We start from the raw sequence: 23,212 nt of genomic DNA on the forward strand, positions 1-23,212 counted from the left end.
TTGACGACTCCTGTCTTAGCGTGCCGGCTGAGAAGCCACGTTGGACTGCTCAAAGTGATAGCGTCCTGTTTTCAGGCTGCTCGGCCCAAGGCGAGCAAATTTGAACATCAGGAACAGCTCCGCCACCATAAACAGCGTGTAAAGCCCGCAGATCAGTATCATGGAGAACAGCAGATCGCCCACGCTCAGAGAAGAGTTAGCGACTGCCGTCGGCAGAACCTCACCCACCGCCCACGGCTGACGGCCATATTCAGCAACAAACCAGCCGGATTCGATAGCGATCCATGGCAGCGGAATGCCGTAAACTGCGGCGCGAAGCAGCCATTTTTTCGAACCGATGGCGTTGCGGGTCACGGTCCAGAAGGAGACGGCGATGATGAACAGCATCAGGAAGCCACAGGCAACCATAATACGGAACGCGAAGTACAGCGGCGCTACGCGAGGAATAGAGTCTTTGGTCGCTTTCTGAATTTGCTCTTCGGTCGCGTCAGTGACGTTTTCCGTATAGCGTTTCAGCAGCAGGCCATAACCGAGGTCTTTCTTCACGTGGTTAAAGCTATCACGCACGCTCTGATCGTTAGACCCTCCGCGCAGCTGCTCAAGCAGGCTGTAGGCTTTCATCCCGTTGCGAATACGCTCTTCGTGCTGCGCCATCAGCTCTTTCAGGCCGGTGACCGGCTTATCAACAGAGCGGGTAGCAATGATGCCCAGCGCGTAAGGGATTTGAATCGCGAAGCGGTTTTCTTGTTTATCCTGATCGGGAATACCAAACAGGGTAAAAGCAGCCGGCGCTGGCTGAGTTTCCCACTCGGCTTCAATTGCCGCCAGTTTGGTTTTCTGCACGTCACCCATTTCATAGCCGGACTCATCACCCAGTACGATAACGGAGAGAATAGCAGCCATGCCGAAGCTCGCCGCGATGGCGAAGGAGCGCTTCGCAAAAGCAACGTCACGGCCTTTAAGCAGATACCAGGAGCTGATACCGAGCACGAACATCGCGCCACAGACGTAGCCAGATGCCACGGTGTGAACGAATTTAACCTGCGCAACCGGGTTCAGCACCAGTTCGGCGAAGCTGACCATTTCCATACGCATGGTTTCAAAGTTGAAATCAGATGCGATAGGGTTTTGCATCCAGCCGTTGGCGACCAGAATCCACAGTGCGGAGAGGTTAGAGCCCAGCGCCACCAGCCAGGTAACGGCCATGTGCTGGACTTTGCCGAGACGATCCCAGCCAAAGAAGAACAGACCCACAAAGGTAGATTCGAGGAAGAATGCCATCAGGCCTTCGATAGCCAGCGGCGCACCGAAGATATCCCCGACGTAGTGAGAATAATAAGACCAGTTGGTCCCGAACTGGAACTCCATGGTCAGACCGGTTGCTACCCCCAGCGCAAAGTTGATTGCAAACAACTTGCCCCAGAATTTGGTCATATCTTTATAAATCTGCTTACCTGACAGAACGTAGACCGTTTCCATGATGGCCAGCAAAAACGCCATACCGAGCGTTAATGGCACAAACAGGAAGTGGTACATCGCGGTCAAGGCAAACTGTAAGCGCGACAGTTCGACAATATCAAACATCTTGACTCCTTGCTCTTCGCATGAAGACTTCGACTGTGGTTTACCGGGAGGTTCGCCACAAGCATGCCCTAATACAAATACATTCGCTTCCAGACCCCTTTTTCTCGCCCACTTTATTCAAATGTGAAATCAAAAGGTGAAAGGTTACAAACACGTTAATAAAATCAAAAATAACCCGTAATTATATTACCCTGCAATTTCCTTACAATAAATAGGTCATTGCTTAATGTTTTTTACGTTTTACGACGGCGATCAATTTATAGCTAAGACACCGTTATTCGGCCAGTTTGATCTGCAGCAATTTTGCTCCTTTATACGCTGCAATGCCAGTTTTAAACCTTGATCCAAAACAATTTACACTGGCAATGTTAATTATTTTTCCATAGAGAATTAATCGTGAATTTGTTGTTAACGATATGTTTTCTGACTTCGCTTTAGGTTAATTCCATGACGCCAGCGCTCAACATTAAGCGAATATTTAAGCGCGGGCCTTAAATTGAACGCCCCCTCTCCACCTGCGGCTGGTCATATTAACGGGGCGCCGTTTTTCGTGTTTTTTCCCACCTTCCATTTATTATTCACAAACAATTCACCTTTAATATAAATTAAATTAACAAATCATTATTTTTTATAAGGTTACGATGTGAAAATATTGCAAAAGGAAAGTATTCAGGGAAAGAATAAAAACGAGAAAAAGCGCAATACGGCGGGAAGCGGCGACCGGGCGTGAAGGGGAAAACATAAAAAAAGGCCACCCAGGGTGGCCAACCATGTCGAACACTTATTATTACTGTTTCCCCCGCCAGCGCGGGGGCATCTGCTTACTGCGGCAGAATAGCTTTCAGCGCATCGCCGATGTCGGCGAGGCTGCGAACGGTTTTCACGCCAGCGGCTTCCAGAGCGGCGAATTTCTCATCCGCAGTCCCCTTCCCGCCCGCGATGATGGCGCCAGCATGGCCCATACGCTTGCCCTTCGGCGCGGTTACGCCGGCAATGTAGCCTACTACAGGTTTAGTCACGTGCTCTTTAATATAAGCCGCCGCTTCTTCCTCTGCGCTACCGCCGATTTCACCGATCATCACGATGGCTTCGGTTTTCGGGTCTTCCTGGAACATCTTCAGGATATCAATGAAGTTGGAGCCAGGAATTGGGTCACCGCCGATGCCGACGCAGGTCGACTGGCCAAGGCCAATGTCGGTGGTCTGCTTAACGGCTTCATAGGTCAGCGTACCGGAGCGGGAAACGATGCCGACTTTGCCCGGCAGGTGAATGTGGCCCGGCATGATACCGATTTTACATTCGCCAGGGGTGATCACGCCCGGACAGTTTGGCCCGATCATACGCACGCCAGCTTCATCCAGCGCCACCTTCACGGTCAGCATATCCAGCGTCGGGATACCTTCGGTGATGGTGATAATCAGCTTAATGCCCGCATCGATCGCTTCCAGAATGGAGTCTTTGCAGAACGGAGCTGGAACGTAGATAACCGAAGCGGTCGCGCCGGTTGCTTCTACGGCTTCACGCACGGTATTGAATACCGGCAGGCCCAGATGTTCAGTACCGCCTTTGCCTGGCGTCACGCCGCCAACCATTTTCGTACCGTAGGCAATCGCCTGCTCGGAGTGGAAAGTCCCCTGGCTGCCGGTAAAGCCCTGGCAAATTACCTTGGTGTTTTTATCGATCAAAATGGACATTATTTCCCCTCCACGGCAGCAACAACCTGCTGTGCTGCGTCCGTCAGACTTTTCGCTGCAATGATGTTCAGGCCGCTATCCGCCAGTTTCTTCGCGCCCAGTTCGGCGTTGTTACCTTCCAGACGTACCACCACCGGCACGTTAACGCCCACTTCGGCCACGGCGCCAATGATGCCGTCGGCAATCAGGTCGCAGCGTACGATACCGCCGAAGATGTTCACCAGAACGGCTTTCACTTTGTCGTCTGACAGGATGATTTTGAAGGCTTCGGTCACGCGCTCTTTGGTCGCACCGCCGCCCACGTCAAGGAAGTTAGCCGGCTCGCCGCCGTGCAGCTTAACGATGTCCATGGTGCCCATTGCCAGGCCCGCACCGTTAACCATACAGCCGATGTTGCCGTCCAGCGCAACGTAGTTCAGCTCCCACTGTGCAGCCTGAGCTTCACGCGGGTCTTCCTGAGACTGGTCGCGCATTTCACGCAGGTCCGGCTGGCGGAACAGCGCGTTGCCATCAGCGCCCAGTTTGCCGTCGAGGCAGATCAGGTCACCCTGCTTAGTGATCACCAGCGGGTTGATTTCGATCAGCGCCAGATCGCGCTCCAGGAAAATCGCAGCCAGACCCATAAAGATTTTGGTGAACTGCTGAACCTGTTTACCTTCCAGACCCAGTTTGAACGCCAGCTCACGGCCCTGGTAAGGCATTGGCCCAGCCAGCGGATCCAGCGCTACTTTGTGGATCAGGTGCGGGGTCTCTTCCGCCACTTTTTCGATTTCCACGCCGCCTTCGGTGGAAGCCATGAAGACTACACGGCGAGAGCTACGGTCAACAACCGCACCCAGGTACAGCTCTTTGTCGATGTCGGTCGCAGCTTCAACCAGAATCTGGTGAACCGGCTGGCCGTTTGCATCAGTTTGGTAAGTTACCAGGCGTTTGCCCAGCCAGTGTTCAGCGAAAGCGCGAATATCTTCTTTGCTGTTAACCACTTTCACACCGCCCGCTTTACCGCGGCCACCGGCATGAACCTGACATTTCACCACCCAGGGACCCGCGCCAATTTTAGAGGCGGCTTCTTCCGCTTCACGCGGTGTGGTGCAGGCGTAACCGACGGGTGCCGGCAAACCATACCGAGCAAACAACTGTTTCGCCTGATATTCGTGTAAGTTCATGAGTTCTATCCATCCAGATAAAGAGCATTCATGCTCGGGGTAAGGTTAGATTTGGTTGTAGGGGCGGGTGTCTAAGCACCCGCCAGAGTCTTATTCGACTATACGTCCAGCAGCAGACGAGTTGGATCTTCCAGCAGCTCTTTAATAGCAACCAGATAACCCACGGACTCGCGGCCATCGATCAGACGGTGATCGTAGGAGAGCGCCAGATACATCATCGGCAGGATCTCAACTTTACCGTCAACCGCCATTGGGCGATCTTTAATCGCGTGCATGCCCAGAATCGCGCTCTGCGGCGGGTTGATGATCGGCGTAGACATCAGGGAACCGAAGACGCCGCCGTTGGTAATCGTGAAGTTACCGCCGGTCAGCTCTTCTACGGTCAGCTTACCGTCACGACCTTTCACAGCCAGCTCTTTGATGCGTTTTTCGATGTCGGCCATGCCGAGGGTATCCACATCTTTCAGCACCGGCGTCACCAGGCCACGCGGAGTAGAAACCGCGATGCTGACGTCGAAATAGTTGTGGTAAACCACATCTTCACCGTCGATGGACGCGTTCACTTCCGGGTAGCGTTTCAGCGCTTCAACCACGGCTTTAATATAGAAGGACATGAAGCCCAGACGCACGCCGTGGCGTTTTTCAAACGCTTCACCGTACTGCTTACGCAGTTCCATGATTGGCTTCATGTTCACTTCGTTGAAGGTCGTGAGCATGGCGGTAGAGTTTTTCGCCTCCAGCAGACGCTCGGCCACGCGCTTGCGCAGGCGGGTCATCGGCACGCGTTTTTCGCTGCGGCCAGCCAGCGGCGCAACCGGAGCCGGAGCCGCTTCTGCAGCTTTAGCCTGGGCTGGCTGCTTCGCTTTCGCTTCGGTCAGGTGTTTTTCAACGTCTTCACGAGTGATTCGGCCACCCACGCCGCTGCCTTTGATGGCGCTGGCGTCAAGGTCGTTTTCAGCGATCAGGCGGCGAATAGCCGGGCTGAGGGCATCGTTATTCTGCTCTTCCAGGGAGGCCTGCTGGCGCTGAGCCGGGGTGGACTCTTTGCTGTCGGCTTTCACGGAGGTTTCTTTCCCGCCGCTGTTGCCTTCGCGCAGGCGACCCAGAATCTGACGAGAAGTCACGGTCGTGCCTTCGTCTTCCAGTACCGCGTCCAGAACGCCATCCGCCGACGCGGGGACTTCCAGTACCACTTTGTCAGTTTCAATTTCAACCAGCACTTCGTCACGTTTGACGCTGTCGCCCGGTTTTTTATGCCAGGTTGCCACTGTCGCGTCGGCTACGGACTCAGGCAGGTCAGGAACTAGAATATCTACGCTACTCATTATTTATCCTTTAATTTATTCGACGTTCAGCGCGTCATTAACCAGATCTTGCTGCTGCTTCTGGTGAACGGACATATACCCTACCGCCGGAGAGGCGGAGGCCGGGCGACCTGCGTAACGCAGAGCGGACCCAAACGGAATCACTTCGCGGAAGTGGTGTTGGCTGCAGTACCAGGCGCCCTGGTTGAGCGGCTCTTCCTGGCACCAGACAAAATCATGCACGTGAGCGAACGGCTTCAGCGCTTCCTGTACCGCCTGATGCGGGAACGGATAGAGCTGTTCGATACGTACAATCGCCACATCCTTCTGCTCGTTCTTACGACGTTGCTCAAGCAAATCGTAATAAACCTTACCGGAACACAGTACTACACGCTTAACGCCTTTAGGATCCAGCTCGTCAATCTCGCCAATCGCCGGCTGGAAAGTCCCGTTAGCCAGTTCATCGAGGGTGGATACCGCCAGCGGATGGCGCAGCAGAGATTTCGGTGACATCACCACCAGTGGACGGCGCATCCCGCGCAGCGCCTGACGACGCAGCATGTGATAAACCTGAGCCGGAGTAGATGGTACGCAAACCTGCATGTTCTGCTCGGCGCACAGCTGGAGGTAACGCTCCAGACGCGCGGAGGAGTGCTCTGGCCCCTGGCCTTCGTAGCCGTGCGGCAGCAGCATCACCAGGCCACACATACGGCCCCATTTCTGCTCGCCGGAGCTGATGAACTGGTCGATCACCACCTGTGCGCCGTTGGCGAAGTCGCCGAACTGCGCTTCCCAGATGGTCAGGGTGCGTGGTTCTGCCGTAGCATAACCATATTCAAAGGCCAGAACCGCTTCCTCAGACAGTACCGAATCCCAGACCTTGAAAATGCCCTGGCTGTTGTGAACGTGCGCCAGCGGCGTATAGGTCGAACCGTTGGTCTGGTTATGGATAACCGCATGACGGTGGAAGAAGGTCCCGCGGCCCGCATCTTCACCGGAAAGACGAACGGATACGCCCTCGTCAACCAGCGTTGCATAAGCCAGGTTTTCCGCAGCGCCCCAGTCGAACAGCTTGTTGCCGTTCGCCATCTCCTGACGATCGCTGTAGATCTTCGCCACACGAGACTGCATCTCTACGGCTTCCGGAACGGTGCTAATGCGCTTAGCCAGTTCCTGAACGCGCTTCATCTCAACCTTGTTCGGGTAGCTTTCGTCCCACTCGTGGTTGAGGTACGGCGACCAGGTAAAGGAGTGCATGTTCATCGGACGCCATTCGTTAACTACGCATTCGCCGGCATCCAGCGCATCGCGATACAGATTCACCATTTCGGTGGCATCTTCCAGCGTGGCCAGTTTGTCCTGCTCAAGCTTGTCGGCGTAGATTTTACGCGGCGTCGGGTGTTTTTTGATTTTCTGGTACATCACTGGCTGAGTTGCGCTTGGCTCATCAGCTTCGTTATGACCATGACGACGGTAGCAAACCAGATCGATAAACACGTCGCGTTTAAAGGTGTTACGGAAGTCCAGCGCCAGACGAGTTACGAAGGCAACGGCTTCCGGGTCGTCCGCATTAACGTGGAAAATCGGCGCCATTACCATCTTACCGATATCGGTACAGTACGGCGTGGAGCGAGCATCCAGCGGATTGGAGGTGGTGAAACCAATCTGGTTGTTAATCACGATACGTACGGTACCGCCTACTTCATAACCGCGCGCTTTGGACATGTTCAGGGTTTCCTGAACTACGCCCTGCCCGGCTACCGCGGCGTCACCGTGGATGGTGATCGGCAGAACCTGGTTGCTGCCCGGTTTATCCAGACGATCCAGGCGAGCACGAACGGAACCGATAACCACTGGGCTAACGATTTCAAGGTGAGACGGGTTAAACGCCAGCGCCAGGTGAACCAGGCCCCCTTCGGTTTCTACGTCGGAGGAGAAGCCCATGTGGTACTTCACGTCGCCGGTGCCGAGGTGCTCTTTGTGTTTACCGGCAAATTCGTCGAACAGGTCCTGTGGTTTTTTACCCAGAACGTTGATCAGCACGTTAAGACGACCGCGGTGCGCCATACCCAGCACCACTTCACGCGTGCCGCTCTTACCGGCGTGGCGAATCATCTCTTTGAGCATCGGAACCAGCGCGTCGCCGCCTTCCAGCGAGAAGCGTTTCGCCCCCGGGAATTTAGCCCCCAGGTAGCGTTCCAGGCCTTCTGCTGCGGTCAGCTCGCTCAGGAAGCGTTTTTTCTCTTCCGGCGTGAAGGTTGACTGGCCCACCACAGATTCAATGCGCTGCTGGATCCAGCGTTTCTCTTCTGTGTTGGTAATGTGCATATACTCGGCGCCAATAGAACCGCCGTAGGTTTGCTGCAGAGCGTCGATCAGATCCGCAAGCTTCATGGTCTCTTTGCCGCCGGCAAAAGAACCCACGTTAAAGCTCTGCTGCAGATCTTCATCCGTCAGGTTGTGGAAAGCCGGATCCAGATCGGGAACGGATTCCTGCTTCCAAAGACCCAGCGGATCGAGGTTGGCTGCCTGGTGCCCGCGGAAACGCCAGGCGTTGATCAGCTGCAACACTTTGACCTGCTTAACGTCAGTGTCAGGATCGGTGATTGCGGTGGAGTAACGTGAGGCATCCTTCGCCAGACGGCGGAAATAATCACGCGTTTTTGAATGGAATTGATCTGCTCTGGCTCCGGTTCCAGGTAACTGCTGGAACATGGTGCGCCAGTGCGCATCAACAGAGTCAGGATCGGTTAAGAAGTCTTCATAGAGCTGCTCTATGTAGGACTGGTTTGCGCCCGCCAGCCAGGAAGAGTCCAGCCAGGGCTTCATCGCGCCGTTCTGCATCGTGATCCCTTAAGCAAATTTATGCTTATTTCGCCGTGGATAACTATAACGCACACCGTAGGGTATACAGGTATACGTTCCAGGGTTCACTCTCTGCGAGCCAGTTGCCGTGGAGGGCGACCCGCGAAGGAACCTTTAAAAACTGTCTTAAGGGTTTCCCCTCATCCCGTCCCTCGCCCACAGGGAGAGGGGGAAGGTTTGTCGGCAGTTTTTAAAGATTTCCTGCAATCTGTCCCCTCTCCCTGTGGGAGAGGGGACATTTATTACTTAAGCGCTTTTCTGCAACAGCATCGACTTAATATGGCCGATGGCCTTCGTCGGGTTCAGCCCCTTAGGACAAACGCTGACGCAGTTCATGATGCTGTGGCAGCGGAATACGCTGAAAGCATCGCTCAACCCTTCCAGGCGGCTGTCGGTCTCGGTATCGCGGCTGTCGATCAGGAAACGATACGCTGCCAGCAAACCAGCCGGGCCGATAAACTTGTCCGGATTCCACCAGAACGATGGGCAGGAGGTCGAGCAGCAGGCGCAAAGAATACACTCGTACAGACCATCCAGTTTTTCACGCTGCTCAGGCGACTGTAAGTGCTCGCGAGCGGGTGGATTTTGCCCATTATTCAACAGGTAAGGCTTAATCTTCTCATATTGAGCATAGAATTGCCCCATGTCCACCACCAGATCGCGGATCACCGGCAGGCCAGGCAGAGGACGGATGACTATCTTCTGTTTGCCGTTGCCGAGCGCCGAAATAGGCGTGATACAGGCCAGACCGTTTTTACCGTTCATGTTCAGGCCGTCAGAGCCACAAACGCCCTCGCGGCACGAGCGACGGAACGACAGACTTGGATCTTTTTCTTTCAGCTGCATCAGAGCATCCAGCAGCATCATGTCGCGACCTTCTTCCGCCTCCAGGGTGTAATCCTGCATACGCGGAGCGTCGTCTACATCCGGGTTATAACGATAAACTGAGAATTCGAGTTTCATTATCCTGTCTCCGCATTAATAAGTACGAATCTTCGGCGGGAACGCCGGACGCAGTTTCGGCTCCATATTGACGCTACGACGCGTCATGGATTCCGACTCTGGCAGATACAGGGAATGGCACAGCCAGTTTTCGTCATCACGATCCGGGAAGTCGAAGCGGCTATGCGCGCCACGGCTCTCGGTACGGAAGTTTGCCGACACCGCGGTGGCGTAGGCGGTTTCCATCAGGTTATCCAGCTCCAGGCACTCAACGCGCTGGGTGTTGAACTCGCTGGAGGTATCGTCCAGACGGGCATTTTTCAGACGCTCGCGGATCGCTTTCAGCTGCTCAAGACCTTTGGCCATCGCGTCGCCTTCGCGGAAGACCGAGAAGTTGTGCTGCATACATTCCTGCAGCGCTTTACGAATTTCCACCGGATCTTCGCCGTTACGGTTGCCGTTCCAGCGGTTGAGGCGCTCAAGGGAGGCGTCGATTTCGGCTTCGGTCGCATCCAGCAGATCGCCCTGCTCGGCAATGGATTCCTGCAGATGCAGACCTACCGCACGACCAAACACCACCAGGTCAAGCAGGGAGTTGCCGCCCAGGCGGTTTGCACCGTGGACCGATACGCAGGCAATTTCGCCTACCGCGAACAGGCCAGGGATAACCACGTCTTCGCCCTGTTCGTTTACGGTCAGCGCCTGACCGGTCACTTTGGTCGGAATACCGCCCATCATATAGTGGCAGGTAGGGATAACCGGAATCGGCTCTTTAACCGGGTCAACGTGGGCAAAGGTGCGGGACAGCTCCAGGATGCCCGGCAGGCGGGATTCCAGAACTTCTTTACCCAGGTGGTCGAGCTTCAGCTTGGCGTGAGGACCCCATGGGCCGTCGCAGCCGCGACCTTCACGGATTTCGATCATGATGGAACGCGCCACCACGTCACGACCCGCCAGGTCTTTCGCATTCGGGGCATAACGCTCCATAAAGCGTTCGCCGTGTTTGTTCAGCAGATAACCACCTTCACCGCGGCAGCCTTCCGTTACCAGAACGCCTGCACCGGCGATGCCGGTTGGGTGGAACTGCCACATTTCCATATCCTGCACCGGCACGCCAGCGCGGATTGCCATGCCAACGCCGTCACCGGTGTTGATATGGGCGTTAGTCGTGGACTGATAAATACGGCCTGCGCCGCCGGTTGCCAGCACGGTCGCGCGGGCTTTGAAGTAAACCACTTCACCGGTTTCGATGCACAGCGCGGTACAACCGACGACTGCGCCATCGGCGTTTTTAACCAGATCCAGCGCATACCACTCGGAGAAGATGGTGGTATGGTTTTTCAGGTTCTGCTGATACAGGGTGTGCAGCAGCGCGTGACCGGTACGGTCAGCCGCTGCCGCAGTACGTGCCGCCTGCTCGCCGCCGAAATCTTTCGACTGGCCGCCGAACGGACGCTGATAAATGGTGCCATTTTCCAGACGGGAGAACGGCAGACCCATATGGTCCAGCTCCAGAATCGCTTCCGGGCCGGTTTTACACATATATTCGATGGCGTCCTGGTCACCGATGTAGTCGGAACCTTTTACCGTGTCGTACATGTGCCATTCCCAGTTATCTTCATGGGTATTACCGAGCGCAACGGTGATGCCACCCTGCGCGGATACGGTATGGGAACGGGTCGGGAAAACTTTAGAAAGCAGCGCACAGGTCTGGCCGCTCTGGGAAATTTGCAGTGCGGCGCGCATACCTGCGCCACCGGCACCAATTACGACAGCATCAAATTCTCTGACTGGCAGTTTCATTACACACCCCACACCACAACGAATCCATAAATAACGTAAACCAACAGCGCAACAACAATCAGCAGCTGTAAAGGAAGGCGAATCGCCAGTGGTTTAACGTAGTCGGTCAACACCTGCCACATGCCAATCCAGGCATGGATCAAAATAGAGACCAAGGCCAGCAGGGTGAAAACTTTGGTGAAGGCAGAGGCGAAGAAGCCGTGCCAGACGTCATAGGTCAGCTCGCCGGTGAAAGCGAAGAAGCCAATCATATAGATGATGTACAGGGTTAATACGATGGCGGTAGCGCGAACCAGCACATAATCGTGCACGCCATTGCGACCCAATGCGGAGGCATTGCTTACCATACGAGGACTCCTGCAAGAATTGAAAGCACGACGGTAATAACAAAGGAGATTTGCGCGGATCGTTTGCCCGCTACGAGGGTCTCTTCCAGATAGCCGAAGTCCATCAGCAGATGGCGGATACCCACCACGACGTGATAGGCCAGAGCCGTCAGGATGCCCCACATTATAAATTTAACGATAAAGCTGCTCATCACGGAGGAGGCGGTCAAGAAACCTTCCGCAGACGAGAGTGACAGCCCCAGCAACCAAAGCAGAATGCCGACCGCCACAAATGTGATCACGCCGGATACGCGGTGGAGGATGGAAGCGATTGCAGTGACGGGGAACCGGATCGTTTTCAGATCCAGATTGACAGGTCGTTGTTTTTTCACGTTTCTTATCATGAATAGCGCCCACATGCTCTTCTTATTGTTTCCTTCCTCCGGATCTGCATTCGGGGTCAGACAGCGCTAACTTTCTATAACTGTGCGTCATGCAAAAAACAGCTACATCCAGAGACCAGTGATCTGGCTACAACGCTGGGTGGCTCCCGGTAGCAGGGTGTTCCGGAGACCTGGCGGCAGTATAGGCTCTTCACAAAATCATTACAATTAACCCACATAATGTTTGAAGGGTTTTGCTCGGAACAGTGAGCAGGATCACGATAACAACATTATTTTAATTTTTAATCATCTGATTTGACAAAAGTTAAACATTCTTGTTACAAACAGGGCCAGAAAAGCCGTATAATTCGTAAAAGTTATAGGGTCAGCCTTTCACCTGAGTAATAGTTATGTAACAGTGGATGGGTATTGACCCGAGAGATCAGGACAGTTATTAGTGATACACAGGTTTGAATGATACTGATTGCTAAGACGCTGATTTGCTGTAGTTTCGCCCCCAAAGCGAGTGTTACCTGCAAGCGCCCATCGCTCTGTACCCTGGTTGTACTCCTCTAAACAGAGCCGCGAGCCAATTAAAAAAGGGGTAACCAACCATTGTGGGTTCGAATGCAAATCGGATGCCCGGCAGTCTTATGAAATAAGGCGCTAAGGAGACCGTAAATGGCTGATACTAAAGCAAACCTCACCCTTACTGGTGAAGATGCTCTCGAACTTGATGTGCTAAAGGGCACGCTAGGTCAGGATGTAATTGATATCCGTAGTCTTGGTTCTAAAGGTGTATTTACTTTTGATCCAGGTTTCACCTCTACCGCATCCTGCGAATCCAAAATCACTTATATCGACGGTGACGAAGGCATTCTTTTACACCGCGGTTTCCCGATTGACCAGCTGGCCACCGAATCAAGCTATCTGGAAGTCTGCTACATCCTGCTGAACGGTGAAAAACCGACGCAGGAGCAGTTTGACGAATTCAAAACCACCGTAACCCGCCACACGATGATTCACGAACAGATTACCCGTCTGTTCCATGGCTTCCGTCGCGACTCGCATCCGATGGCCGTGCTGTGCGGCGTGACCGGTGCTCTGGCAGCCTTCTACCACGACTCGCTCGACGTGAACAACCCGCGCCACCGTGAAATCGCGGCATTCCGCCTGCTCTCTAAAATGCCGACCGTAGCAGCAATGTGTTACAAGTATTCGATTGGCCAGCCTTTCGTTTACCCGCGCAACGACCTCTCCTACTCGGCTAACTTCCTCAACATGATGTTCTCTACGCCGTGCGAAGAGTACAAAGTTAACCCAATTCTGGAACGCGCCATGGATCGCATTCTGATCCTGCACGCGGACCACGAGCAGAACGCATCCACCTCTACCGTGCGTACCGCAGGCTCCTCCGGCGCGAACCCGTTTGCATGTATCGCTGCGGGCATCGCTTCCCTGTGGGGACCGGCTCACGGCGGCGCAAACGAAGCTGCGCTGAAAATGCTGGAAGAGATCAGCACCGTGGAACACATTCCGGAATTTATCCGCCGCGCCAAAGACAAAAATGACTCGTTCCGTCTGATGGGCTTCGGCCACCGCGTGTACAAAAATTACGACCCGCGCGCCACCGTAATGCGTGAAACCTGTCACGAAGTGCTGAAAGAGCTGAACCTGAAGGATAACAACCTGCTGGAAGTGGCGATGGAGCTGGAGCATATCGCACTGAACGACCCGTACTTCATTGAGAAGAAACTCTACCCGAACGTAGACTTCTACTCCGGCATCATTCTGAAGGCGATGGGCATTCCATCCTCCATGTTTACCGTTATCTTCGCGATGGCGCGTACCGTGGGCTGGATTGCACACTGGAACGAAATGCACGACGACGGCATCAAAATCGCCCGTCCACGTCAGCTGTATACCGGCTACGATAAACGTGATTTCAAATCCGACCTCAAAAAGTAATTTTTTCACTTTCTGAGTAAAAAACGCGCCATATGGCGCGTTTTTTTATTTCTGACAGCGAGGACACCAGTAAAATGGCCTTGAAGAGAGGTTGGTTCTTTCAATAATCCCTCCGCAGCGCTCGCACGGCTCCCCGGCACGATGAAACACCCTGAAACTGAAAACTGCCCCGTGGTGTTTATTCTCCTCTCCCTGCCCTCGCGTCTGATAAGAAAGGCGTGGAATATCCAGTAAAGCGCTGGCAAGACGCTCAACCTGCTCAGCCGTGAGATCTTCGGCGCGGTGCTGCGGCGCAAGCTCCGCCTCCCAAAGGATCTCCACCCGCAGATAGTTTCCCAGCCCTGCTAAAAACGCCTGATCCAGCAGTAGACCGCTGAACTGGCGGCGGCGGAAACGCGGCGACAGCAGGCGAGCTTTTACCTGCTCCGCCGTCAGCGTCTCGTCCAGCACATCCGGCCCCACGCGCTGCAGGAAAGCGTGTTTTTCGAGCTGTTCCTGCTCCAGCATTTCAATGTCCGAAGCGCTGTACAGCAAAATAGCTTTTTCAGCCGTTTGCAGCTTAACCCGCAGCACTCGCTTAGTTTCTGGCTCTTTACCGGCCTTAACCACTCGCCAGACGCCGTAAAGCTGGTTATGGCTGTACAATGTTAAGCCGTTAGAAAAATGCGTCAGCATTGCTTTGCCGCGGGTTTCAATCCGTTCAATAACCTTGCCCCTGAGCATAGCCTCAAACGGCTTTAACTCTTCGAAAGCGAACCACACATCGGTTAAAGGTTCTCCGCCCACAGCGGCCTCAAGCTTATCCGCCGCTCGTCTTATTTCCGGCCCTTCCGGCATACTAAACTCCCTGAAACGTTATTGTTCCTGTGCCAGCTGCCAGGCAATCTGTTCAAGATAAATTCCCTGCTCGCGGCGTGCGTTCAGCGCCTCTTCCAGCGAACAGGGCACAAAGTGGATGGGTTCCCCGAGTCTGACCTGTGCCAGATGGTAAAGATCGGCCTCAATCACGCAGGCAATGCGGGGATAACCACCGGTTGTCTGAGCATCGTTCATCAGCACAATAGGCTGGCCGTTATGCGGCACCTGAATAACGCCGGGCAGCAGGCCATGGGACAGCATTTCCCGCTGCGAAGTGCGCCCCAGCTGAGGTCCCTGCAGGCGGTACCCCATCCGGTTGCTCTGCGGGTTGATTTGCCAGGCCATGCGCCAGAAACTCTCCTGCGCCTCGTGGCTAAACTCCTGATATTCCGGGCCACTCAGGGCGCGAATACGGTTGCCCCACAGCAGCTGTTTTACGCCACGCGAGCGCTGAAAGTTACGCTTTGTTTTAGGCCAGGGTAGCCGATCGCCATCACGCAACAAACGCCCTTTATGACCGCCGATGCCGGCTTTAAGATCCGTGCTGTAAGACCCCATTACCTGAGGGACATCCAGGCCTCCGTCAACGGCCAGGTAGCTGCGCATACCGTGCGACGGGGTTTTCAGGGTTAATTTTTGCCCAGCTTTAACTGGCAACCGCCATCCTGTCCACACGGCTTTGCCATCCAGTGTTGCATGGCAGCCTGCGCCGGTCAGCGCAAACCAGCCGTCACGGCCGAACTCAATTACGCACTGCCCAAGCACGATCTCAAGCGCCGGTGCCTCAGGCTCGTTGCCGACCAATAAATTAGCAACGGAGATAGCCGGAATATCCAGCGCTCCGCAGCGGCTTACGCCAAGCTGGCGCAGCCCTTCACGCCCGGTATCCTGCACGCTGGTTTGAATACCGGCACGAATCACCTTCAGCATATGCCCTCCTTCTGCGGCACAAAACGCACGCTGTCTCCGGGCAACAATAGGGTCGGCGTCGGGCTGTCAGGGTTGAACAATCTTAGCGAGGTACGGCCAATAAGCTGCCAGCCGCCGGGCGTCTCCAGCGGGTAGATGCCGGTCTGGCTACCGCCAATCCCCACGGAGCCCGCGGCAACCTGCAGCCGGGGAGACGCGCGACGTGGTGAAGCAAGGGCTTCAGGTAATCCGCCCAGATAGGGAAACCCTGGCTGAAAACCAAGAAAATAGACGATGTATAGGGCACCGGAGTGAAGAGCGACAACCTGCGCCGGCGTCAGATCGTTGTGGCGAGCCACAACCTCAAGATCCGGCCCGGCTTCGCCGCCGTAAACCACCGGGATCTCAACCAGACGGGAGGTCGGAATCACCGCCTCACTCTCTTCCCACCAGCGCTGTAGCCATTCGATACCGTCCAGCGCAAGACTCCGGGGATCTTTTAGCACAACGGTGATGTTATTCATGCCCGGAATAGCCTCGCTCACCTCTTCCGAGGCGTTGAGACGCTGCAGCAGCCCCCAAATTCGCTGCTGGCTGGCAAGCATGACGGGGGGCTCCAGCTCCAGAACCACCGCTTTTTCACCTAACAAATAACAGCGAGCTCGTTGCACAGGCCCTCCGATATCAGGCTGGGTTAGGGATATCGATAAAGATAACGTCGAGATCGGTTTCGCTGTTTAGCCAGTCGCTCAGCGCCTGGATCCCGCCGCGCTCGGTGGCATGGTGGCCAGCGGCGTAGAAATGTAGACCCTGCTCACGAGCAGAATGAATTGTCTGCTCGGAAACCTCGCCGGTAATAAAGGCATCCACACCAAAGCGTGCGGCGCTATCGATGAAGCTTTGTCCCCCTCCGGTACACCACGCAACGCGGCGTATCTGATCCGGGCCGGTATCACCGCACCAGAGCGGCGTGCGCCCTAAACGCATCTCAATCCAGGAGGCAAGTTCAACGCCGGAAAGCGGCGTCGGGAACTCGCCCCACGGCACCAGCGACTCAACTTCCCCTTTTGTTTCAATCCCCAGCAGAGCACCAAGCTGCGCATTATTGCCCAGCTGCGGATGGGCATCGAGCGGCAAATGCCAGCCGTAGAGGTTGATATCGTTAGCCAGCAGCGTTTTCAGGCGGTTGCGCTTCATGCCGCGGATCACCGGGGATTCGTTTTTCCAGAAATAGCCATGGTGCACAATCACCGCATCAGCCTGCTGGCGCACGGCTTCATCCAGCAGCGCCTGGCTGGCGGTCACGCCGGTGACAATCTTGCGGATCTCTTCCCGGCCTTCAACTTGCAGGCCGTTGGGGGCGTAATCGCTAATCGCCGCGCTGTTCAGCTTTTCATTAATCAGGCGTTCCAGTTCACTGTTTTTCATCATTATTCTCTTCGGTTATTTCCTTGCCGCCTCATAGGCCGCAAGCGTCTTCAGTCGAGCCTGCTTATGGTCAACAATCGGACGCGGGTAGTCCAGCGTTCGCTTTTGCTTAGCCGCCCAGTCCCACGGCGAATGGATATGTTTACCCGGAACCTGTTGAAGTTCCGGCAGCCAGTGGCGGATAAAGCGGCCGTCGGCGTCGAAGCGTTCCCCCTGAGTGGTGGGGTTAAAAATACGGAAATAGGGGGCGGCGTCGGTCCCGGTAGAGGCGGCCCACTGCCAGCCACCGTTGTTGGCCGCCAGGTCACCGTCAATCAGCCGGGACATAAAGTAGCGCTCGCCGTGCCGCCAGTCGATCAGCAGATCCTTTACCAGGAAACTCGCCACCACCATGCGTAAGCGATTATGCATCCAGCCCGTGGTATTCAGCTGACGCATCGCCGCATCGACAATCGGATAGCCGGTTTTGCCCTGCTTCCAGGCCTCGAGCAGCGCTTCATCTTCGCTCCAGCGAACGTTATCAGTCCAGGCAATAAACGGCCGGTGACGGCAAAGCTTGGGGTAAGCCACTATCAGGTGGCGGTAAAATTCCCGCCAGATCAGCTCGTTAAGCCAGGTCGCACCGGCCTCGCCCTCCAGCGCTTTGGGGTGTTCTTTGAGCAAGCGATGCAGGCACTGGCGTGGAGACAAAACGCCGATAGCCAGATAGGGAGACAGACGACTGGTCCCTTCGATAGCCGGGAAATCCCGCTGCTCCTGATAGTCGGCGGCCGGCTGCAGGCAGAACTTGCGCAGCATACCAATCGCTTCCTGCTCGCCTGCCGGGAAAATGTCGCGGTCAAACGCCTCACGTGGCACATCGAAGTCAAAATGTTCGTTGAAGTGGACCTCTCCCCGAGCTTTGGGCGCAGGCACGCACTCCGGCAGACCTTCCTGCAAACGCCGAATAAATGCCTTGCTGAAAGGGGTGAAAACTTTATACATCTCCTGGTTGCCGGTGGTCACACTACCGGGCGCCAGCAAAAGGCTGTCATCAAATCCCTGTAGGGTGACTTTACCTTCAAGGGCTTTTTCCATAGCAGCGTCGCGGGCACGCTCGTTGACTTCGTACTGGTAGTTGTAAAAAAGCGCCCCGACGTTTTGTTCGGCGCAAAAATCTTTTATGCATGCCACCGATGCTGTGAAATCAGCGACCTGCCTGATATGAAGTTCAATGCCGCGCCCGGCAAGCGCATGACCCAGGGCCTGCAGATGCTCAAAGATAAATTCTGCCTGCTTTGGCGCCATGACATGCTGATGCCACTGCTCTGGCGTAACAACAAATATCCCGATGACTTTTGCATCAGGGCTCCGGCAGGCGGCGTGTAAGGCGTAGTTATCGTGAACACGAAGATCGTTGCGAAACCAGACAAGATGGGTGGACATAACTCTCCCTGGATGAATTACCTGACCGAAGCCATAGCGCTTCGGTAACGGCTCAAAATAGCGAAGTTATTCCCGGGAGCAGGCAGAGGCCAGACAGAGGGGACGGCTCATCGTCTGCTTCCCGGTTGTTAACTTAGTGTAGCAAGACGCAGGCAACAAAAAAGCTACCCGGAGGTAGCTTTCGTCAAATCGATTCAGCTTTTAGTAAAAATCGAAGGCGCAGGCTTCTGATTGCGCCATCCATACCGGCTTGTCGCTGGTTTTGGACCACACGCGGTGCAGGTAGCTGTAAAAACGGGCGCGATCTTTCCAGAACAGCATTACCGGCAGAGCCAGCACGCCCGCCGCTACTGCAAATATGCGACGCAGGATGACCTGATGCGCAGGGTATTTTTTATATAAAGACATAGGCTTCTCCTCAAAATATGTGACCGACACCGCATGTCGGAAAATCGAAACTTGTTATCTGGTTAAAATACTATCTCATTGGCTGAAAGTTTACTACTCCTCCGACCAGATAATTGTGCTTTTTTGTGCGCTGCTTATCGTCAGCCTCGTAATAAAGTTACAAAATAGTTAAATAAATACTAACCATTAGTTAACTAATGGCTTTTTCATTTTTATACTTTTTTTACACCCCGCCCCCGGACTTTTACGACATCTTTTCACCCGAAATCCTATTCTGCCGCGAAATGCTTAACGCACCGTTGGAGGTGGATTGTGAGTGCAGGCGTCATAACCGGCATCGTGCTGGTCTTCTTGCTGTTGGGTTACCTTGTTTATGCCCTGATCAAAGCGGAGGCGTTTTAATGGCTGCGTCCGGATTTTTACTGATAGCCAGCTTCCTGCTGGTGCTCTTCGCCCTTGCGAAACCGCTGGGGGCTCTGCTTGCCCGCATGGTCGACGGTGAACCTTTGCCAATGGTCGGCCGCATAGAGCCTCTTCTGTGGACGCTGATTGGCAGTAAAGGGGAAGAGATGGGCTGGAAACGCTACCTGATGGCGATTCTGGCCTTTAACGTTTTCGGGCTGCTCGTGCTTATCGCGATGCTGATGTTCCAGGACAGCCTGCCTCTCAACCCTCAGCATCTGCCAGGGCTTTCATGGCACTTAGCGCTGAATACCGCGGTAAGCTTCGTCTCCAACACCGACTGGCAGTCCTACGGCGGCGAGACCACGCTCAGCTACTTCAGCCAGATGGTCGGCCTGACGGTACAGAACTTTGTTTCAGCGGCGACCGGTATTGCGGTGGTGTTTGCGCTGATCCGCGGCTTCTCTCGCCATTCCGCCAGCACGCTGGGTAACGCCTGGGTCGATTTAACCCGCGTGACGCTCTACATTCTGCTGCCGATTTCTCTGCTGATGGCGCTGTTCTTTATCAGCCAGGGCTCGCTGCAGAACTTCGCTGCTTATCAGCCGTACACCACGATTGAGGGCGTTCAGCACCTGCTGCCGATGGGGCCAGTCGCCTCTCAGGAAGCTATTAAAATGCTGGGTACCAACGGGGGCGGCTTCTTTAACGCCAACTCGTCACACCCGTTTGAGAACCCAACCGCGCTGACTAACTTCGTTCAGATGCTCTCCATCTTCCTGATCCCGGCAGCACTTTGCTTCGCCTTCGGTGAAGCCGTGGGCGACCGTCGTCAGGGGCGTGCGCTGCTTTGGGCGATGACCATTATCTTCGTGATCTGCGTCGTGGTGGTGATGTGGGCCGAACTGCAGGGCAACCCGCACTTCACCCAACTGGGCGCTAACAGCAGCATCAACATGGAAGGTAAAGAGAGCCGCTTCGGCATTCTTAACAGCAGCCTGTTCGCGGTGATTACTACCGCCGCCTCCTGCGGCGCGGTCAACGCGATGCACGACTCCTTTACCGCGCTGGGCGGCATGGTGCCAATGTGGCTGATGCAGATTGGTGAAGTGGTGTTCGGCGGTGTAGGCGCTGGCCTGTACGGCATGCTGCTCTTCGTGCTGCTGGCGGTGTTTATCGCCGGGCTGATGATTGGCCGTACGCCGGAGTATCTGGGCAAGAAAATCGACGTCCCTGAAATGAAGATGACCTCGCTGGCGATTCTTATCACGCCTGCCCTGGTTCTGCTCGGCGCCGCGCTGGCGCTAATGACCGAAGCGGGCCGCAGCGGAATAGCTAACCCTGGTATTCATGGGTTCAGCGAAGTGCTGTACGCCGTTTCTTCCGCCGCCAACAACAACGGCAGCGCCTTCGCCGGCCTGAGCACCAACACGCCGTTCTGGAACGTGCTGCTCGCCGTGTGCATGTGGTTCGGTCGCTTCGGGGTGATTATCCCGGTGATGGCGATTGCCGGTTCTCTGGCCGCGAAAAAATCTCAGGCCGTCAGCATCGGTACGCTGCCAACGCACGGCCCGCTGTTTATCGGTTTACTGATTGGGACAGTCGTGCTGGTTGGCGCCCTGACCTTTATCCCCGCCCTCGCTTTAGGCCCGGTTGCGGAACACCTTTCTCTGGTTAATTTCTGATTACGAGGCTTCCATGAGTCGCAAGCAACAGGCGCTGTTTGAACCTGGTCTGATCCGTCAGGCGCTAATTGATTCTTTTAAAAAGCTCGCCCCTCAGGTGCAGTGGCGCAACCCGGTGATGTTTATCGTCTGGGTGGGGAGCATCATCACTACCCTGCTTGGGATAGCGATGTTCACCGGCCTGCAGCAAGGTGATGCCCTCTTTACCCTCGCTATCAGCCTGTGGCTGTGGTTTACCGTGCTGTTCGCCAACTTTGCGGAAGCTCTGGCGGAGGGCCGCAGCAAGGCCCAGGCGAATAGCCTGAAAGGGGTGAAAAAAACCAGCTGGGCGCGCAAACTGCGCAGCCCGCAGCACGATGCCCAGGTTGACCATATTCCGGCAGCCGATCTGCGTAAAGGCGACGTCGTGCTGGTGGAAGCCGGGGACATTATCCCGTGCGATGGCGAAGTCCTTGAAGGTGGCGCATCGGTTGATGAAAGCGCCATCACCGGGGAGTCCGCTCCGGTTATTCGTGAGTCCGGCGGCGACTTCGCCTCGGTGACCGGCGGGACACGCATTCTGTCCGACTGGCTGGTTATTCAGTGCAGCGTGAACCCAGGGGAAACCTTCCTCGACCGCATGATTGCCATGGTTGAAAGCGCCCAGCGTCGTAAAACGCCGAACGAAATCGCCCTGACTATTCTGCTGGTGGCGCTGACCATCGTGCTGCTGCTGGCGACCGCCACCCTGTGGCCGTTCTCCGCCTACGGCGGCCAGGCGGCAAGCGTGACCGTACTGGTTGCCCTGCTGGTCTGCCTGATCCCAACCACCATCGGCGGCCTGCTTTCTGCCATCGGCGTGGCCGGGATGAGCCGTATGCTGGGTGCGAACGTCATCGCCACCAGCGGCCGTGCGGTAGAGGCTGCCGGGGATATCGACGTCCTGCTGCTGGATAAAACCGGCACCATCACGCTCGGCAACCGCCAGGCTTCTGCTTTCCTGCCTGCTCCTGGCGTGGATGAAAAAGAGCTGGCCGATGCGGCCCAGTTGGCCTCACTGGCGGATGAAACCCCGGAAGGCCGCAGCATCGTGGTTCTGGCGAAACAGCGCTTTAACCTGCGCGAACGCGACGTGCAAAACCTGCAGGCGACCTTTGTGCCGTTTACCGCACAAACCCGCATGAGCGGCATCAACATTCAGGACCGCATGATCCGTAAAGGCTCAGTGGACGCCATTCGTCGCCATGTAGAGGTGAATAACGGCCACTTCCCGGCTCAGGTCGACACGCTGGTTGAAGGCGTGGCTCGCCAGGGCGGTACGCCGCTGGTGGTTGCCGAAGGCGCTAACGTGCTGGGCGTGATTGCGCTGAAAGATATCGTTAAAGGCGGCATTAAAGAGCGTTTCGCCCAGCTGCGCCAGATGGGCATCAAAACGGTGATGATCACCGGGGATAACCGCCTGACCGCCGCCGCCATCGCCGCCGAAGCCGGGGTGGACGACTTCCTGTCAGAAGCCACGCCGGAAGCGAAACTGGCGCTGATCCGTCAGTATCAGGCCGAAGGTCGGCTGGTCGCCATGACCGGCGACGGCACCAACGACGCCCCTGCGCTGGCGCAGGCTGACGTAGCGGTGGCGATGAACTCCGGAACCCAGGCGGCGAAAGAAGCCGGCAACATGGTGGATCTGGATTCTAACCCGACCAAGCTGATTGAAGTGGTGCATATCGGTAAGCAGATGCTGATGACGCGCGGGTCGCTGACCACCTTCAGTATCGCCAACGACGTGGCGAAATACTTCGCCATTATCCCGGCGGCGTTTGCGGTGACCTATCCGCAGCTTAACGCGCTGAACGTGATGCACCTGCACTCCCCTGCCTCAGCCATTCTGAGCGCGGTGATTTTCAATGCGCTGATCATCATCTGCCTGATCCCGCTGGCGCTAAAAGGCATCAGCTATAAGCCGCTGAGCGCTGCGGCCATGCTGCGCCGCAACCTGTGGATTTATGGTCTGGGCGGTATCGTCGTGCCGTTTATTGGTATCAAAGTGATTGACGTGATCCTGACCGTACTCGGTCTGGTCTAA

The 23,212-nt window shown here is 55.5% G+C and carries 19 protein-coding genes; 4 read left to right on the forward strand and 15 right to left on the reverse strand.

The genetic code is table 11. The features are described 5' to 3' along the window. Positions 1 to 15: 15 nt before the first annotated feature. The 9 genes from cydA to sdhC form a co-directional block, all read right to left on the reverse strand. The gene (gene cydA, locus EL098_RS15910; RefSeq protein WP_126357128.1) at positions 16 to 1,584 is read right to left on the reverse strand and encodes a cytochrome ubiquinol oxidase subunit I; all 1,569 of its coding nucleotides are present in this window, start codon (positions 1,582 to 1,584) and stop codon (positions 16 to 18) included. A gap of 821 nt (positions 1,585 to 2,405) precedes the next feature. Beyond that, entirely contained in the window at positions 2,406 to 3,278 is an 873-nt protein-coding gene (gene sucD, locus EL098_RS15915; protein ID WP_126357129.1) for a succinate--CoA ligase subunit alpha, read from the reverse strand. Then, positions 3,278 to 4,444 (reverse strand): ADP-forming succinate--CoA ligase subunit beta, encoded by a 1,167-nt coding sequence (sucC, locus tag EL098_RS15920; protein ID WP_038474577.1) that lies wholly within the window; start codon positions 4,442 to 4,444, stop codon positions 3,278 to 3,280. Before sucC ends, sucD begins: the two co-directional genes overlap by 1 nt. 98 nt (positions 4,445 to 4,542) lie before the next feature. Next, the gene (gene odhB / locus EL098_RS15925) at positions 4,543 to 5,769 is read right to left on the reverse strand and encodes a 2-oxoglutarate dehydrogenase complex dihydrolipoyllysine-residue succinyltransferase (RefSeq protein WP_126357130.1); all 1,227 of its coding nucleotides are present in this window, start codon (positions 5,767 to 5,769) and stop codon (positions 4,543 to 4,545) included. Positions 5,770 to 5,784: 15 nt separating this feature from the next. Beyond that, entirely contained in the window at positions 5,785 to 8,592 is a 2,808-nt protein-coding gene (gene sucA, locus EL098_RS15930) for a 2-oxoglutarate dehydrogenase E1 component (RefSeq protein WP_126357131.1), read from the reverse strand. Positions 8,593 to 8,859: 267 nt separating this feature from the next. After that, positions 8,860 to 9,576, reverse strand: a complete 717-nt coding sequence (gene sdhB / locus EL098_RS15935) for a succinate dehydrogenase iron-sulfur subunit SdhB (protein WP_126357132.1) — start codon at positions 9,574 to 9,576, stop codon at positions 8,860 to 8,862. 15 nt (positions 9,577 to 9,591) lie between these two features. Continuing rightward, the gene (gene sdhA, locus EL098_RS15940) at positions 9,592 to 11,358 is read right to left on the reverse strand and encodes a succinate dehydrogenase flavoprotein subunit (RefSeq protein ID WP_038474589.1); all 1,767 of its coding nucleotides are present in this window, start codon (positions 11,356 to 11,358) and stop codon (positions 9,592 to 9,594) included. Then, the gene (gene sdhD, locus EL098_RS15945; protein ID WP_126357133.1) at positions 11,358 to 11,705 is read right to left on the reverse strand and encodes a succinate dehydrogenase membrane anchor subunit; all 348 of its coding nucleotides are present in this window, start codon (positions 11,703 to 11,705) and stop codon (positions 11,358 to 11,360) included. Before sdhD ends, sdhA begins: the two co-directional genes overlap by 1 nt. Next, on the reverse strand, positions 11,699 to 12,103 hold the full coding sequence (gene sdhC / locus EL098_RS15950; RefSeq protein WP_164716883.1) for a succinate dehydrogenase cytochrome b556 subunit: 405 nt from the start codon (positions 12,101 to 12,103) through the stop codon (positions 11,699 to 11,701). Before sdhC ends, sdhD begins: the two co-directional genes overlap by 7 nt. A 645-nt stretch (positions 12,104 to 12,748) precedes the next feature. Between sdhC and EL098_RS15955 the strand changes: the two genes are divergently transcribed. Next, complete coding sequence (locus EL098_RS15955) at positions 12,749 to 14,035, forward strand: citrate synthase (protein ID WP_126357134.1); 1,287 nt, start codon at positions 12,749 to 12,751, stop codon at positions 14,033 to 14,035. Between the two features lie 45 nt (positions 14,036 to 14,080). On the opposite strand, the gene nei is transcribed toward EL098_RS15955, so the two are convergent. The 6 genes from nei to EL098_RS15985 form a co-directional block, all read right to left on the reverse strand. Continuing rightward, a complete protein-coding gene (gene nei / locus EL098_RS15960; protein WP_126357135.1) occupies positions 14,081 to 14,872 on the reverse strand; it encodes an endonuclease VIII in 792 nt (263 codons plus the stop codon). Positions 14,873 to 14,890: 18 nt separating this feature from the next. Beyond that, a complete protein-coding gene (gene pxpC / locus EL098_RS15965; protein ID WP_126357136.1) occupies positions 14,891 to 15,823 on the reverse strand; it encodes a 5-oxoprolinase subunit PxpC in 933 nt (310 codons plus the stop codon). Continuing rightward, positions 15,817 to 16,473, reverse strand: a complete 657-nt coding sequence (gene pxpB, locus EL098_RS15970; protein ID WP_126357137.1) for a 5-oxoprolinase subunit PxpB — start codon at positions 16,471 to 16,473, stop codon at positions 15,817 to 15,819. The genes pxpC and pxpB overlap by 7 nt, the downstream gene beginning before the upstream one ends. A gap of 13 nt (positions 16,474 to 16,486) precedes the next feature. After that, positions 16,487 to 17,230 (reverse strand): type 2 GTP cyclohydrolase I, encoded by a 744-nt coding sequence (locus tag EL098_RS15975; protein WP_126358475.1) that lies wholly within the window; start codon positions 17,228 to 17,230, stop codon positions 16,487 to 16,489. A 15-nt stretch (positions 17,231 to 17,245) separates the two neighbouring features. Further along, positions 17,246 to 18,655 (reverse strand): deoxyribodipyrimidine photo-lyase, encoded by a 1,410-nt coding sequence (gene phrB / locus EL098_RS15980; RefSeq protein WP_126357138.1) that lies wholly within the window; start codon positions 18,653 to 18,655, stop codon positions 17,246 to 17,248. Positions 18,656 to 18,856: 201 nt separating this feature from the next. Further along, complete coding sequence (locus tag EL098_RS15985; RefSeq protein ID WP_126357139.1) at positions 18,857 to 19,063, reverse strand: YbfA family protein; 207 nt, start codon at positions 19,061 to 19,063, stop codon at positions 18,857 to 18,859. 312 nt (positions 19,064 to 19,375) lie between these two features. Between EL098_RS15985 and kdpF the strand changes: the two genes are divergently transcribed. Genes kdpF through kdpB form a run of 3 tightly spaced genes read left to right on the forward strand, consistent with a single transcriptional unit; the run spans position 19,376 to position 23,212 of the window. Continuing rightward, the gene (kdpF, locus tag EL098_RS15990) at positions 19,376 to 19,465 is read left to right on the forward strand and encodes a K(+)-transporting ATPase subunit F (RefSeq protein ID WP_008456132.1); all 90 of its coding nucleotides are present in this window, start codon (positions 19,376 to 19,378) and stop codon (positions 19,463 to 19,465) included. Then, entirely contained in the window at positions 19,465 to 21,150 is a 1,686-nt protein-coding gene (kdpA, locus tag EL098_RS15995; protein ID WP_126357140.1) for a potassium-transporting ATPase subunit KdpA, read from the forward strand. Before kdpF ends, kdpA begins: the two co-directional genes overlap by 1 nt. A gap of 13 nt (positions 21,151 to 21,163) precedes the next feature. After that, complete coding sequence (kdpB, locus tag EL098_RS16000) at positions 21,164 to 23,212, forward strand: potassium-transporting ATPase subunit KdpB (RefSeq protein ID WP_008456125.1); 2,049 nt, start codon at positions 21,164 to 21,166, stop codon at positions 23,210 to 23,212.

Origin of the sequence: Cedecea lapagei, from assembly GCF_900635955.1 — a bacterium.
Lineage (GTDB): Bacteria > Pseudomonadota > Gammaproteobacteria > Enterobacterales > Enterobacteriaceae > Cedecea > Cedecea lapagei.

Coding starts and splice junctions, on each gene's coding strand:
- cydA (WP_126357128.1), bottom strand. CDS start 1,584: ATGTTTGATATTGTCGAACTGTCGCGCTTACAGTTTGCCTTGACCGCG.
- sucD (WP_126357129.1), bottom strand. CDS start 3,278: ATGTCCATTTTGATCGATAAAAACACCAAGGTAATTTGCCAGGGCTTT.
- sucC (WP_038474577.1), bottom strand. CDS start 4,444: ATGAACTTACACGAATATCAGGCGAAACAGTTGTTTGCTCGGTATGGT.
- odhB (WP_126357130.1), bottom strand. CDS start 5,769: ATGAGTAGCGTAGATATTCTAGTTCCTGACCTGCCTGAGTCCGTAGCC.
- sucA (WP_126357131.1), bottom strand. CDS start 8,592: ATGCAGAACGGCGCGATGAAGCCCTGGCTGGACTCTTCCTGGCTGGCG.
- sdhB (WP_126357132.1), bottom strand. CDS start 9,576: ATGAAACTCGAATTCTCAGTTTATCGTTATAACCCGGATGTAGACGAC.
- sdhA (WP_038474589.1), bottom strand. CDS start 11,358: ATGAAACTGCCAGTCAGAGAATTTGATGCTGTCGTAATTGGTGCCGGT.
- sdhD (WP_126357133.1), bottom strand. CDS start 11,705: ATGGTAAGCAATGCCTCCGCATTGGGTCGCAATGGCGTGCACGATTAT.
- sdhC (WP_164716883.1), bottom strand. CDS start 12,103: ATGTGGGCGCTATTCATGATAAGAAACGTGAAAAAACAACGACCTGTC.
- EL098_RS15955 (WP_126357134.1), top strand. CDS start 12,749: ATGGCTGATACTAAAGCAAACCTCACCCTTACTGGTGAAGATGCTCTC.
- nei (WP_126357135.1), bottom strand. CDS start 14,872: ATGCCGGAAGGGCCGGAAATAAGACGAGCGGCGGATAAGCTTGAGGCC.
- pxpC (WP_126357136.1), bottom strand. CDS start 15,823: ATGCTGAAGGTGATTCGTGCCGGTATTCAAACCAGCGTGCAGGATACC.
- EL098_RS15975 (WP_126358475.1), bottom strand. CDS start 17,230: ATGAAAAACAGTGAACTGGAACGCCTGATTAATGAAAAGCTGAACAGC.
- phrB (WP_126357138.1), bottom strand. CDS start 18,655: ATGTCCACCCATCTTGTCTGGTTTCGCAACGATCTTCGTGTTCACGAT.
- EL098_RS15985 (WP_126357139.1), bottom strand. CDS start 19,063: ATGTCTTTATATAAAAAATACCCTGCGCATCAGGTCATCCTGCGTCGC.
- kdpA (WP_126357140.1), top strand. CDS start 19,465: ATGGCTGCGTCCGGATTTTTACTGATAGCCAGCTTCCTGCTGGTGCTC.
- kdpB (WP_008456125.1), top strand. CDS start 21,164: ATGAGTCGCAAGCAACAGGCGCTGTTTGAACCTGGTCTGATCCGTCAG.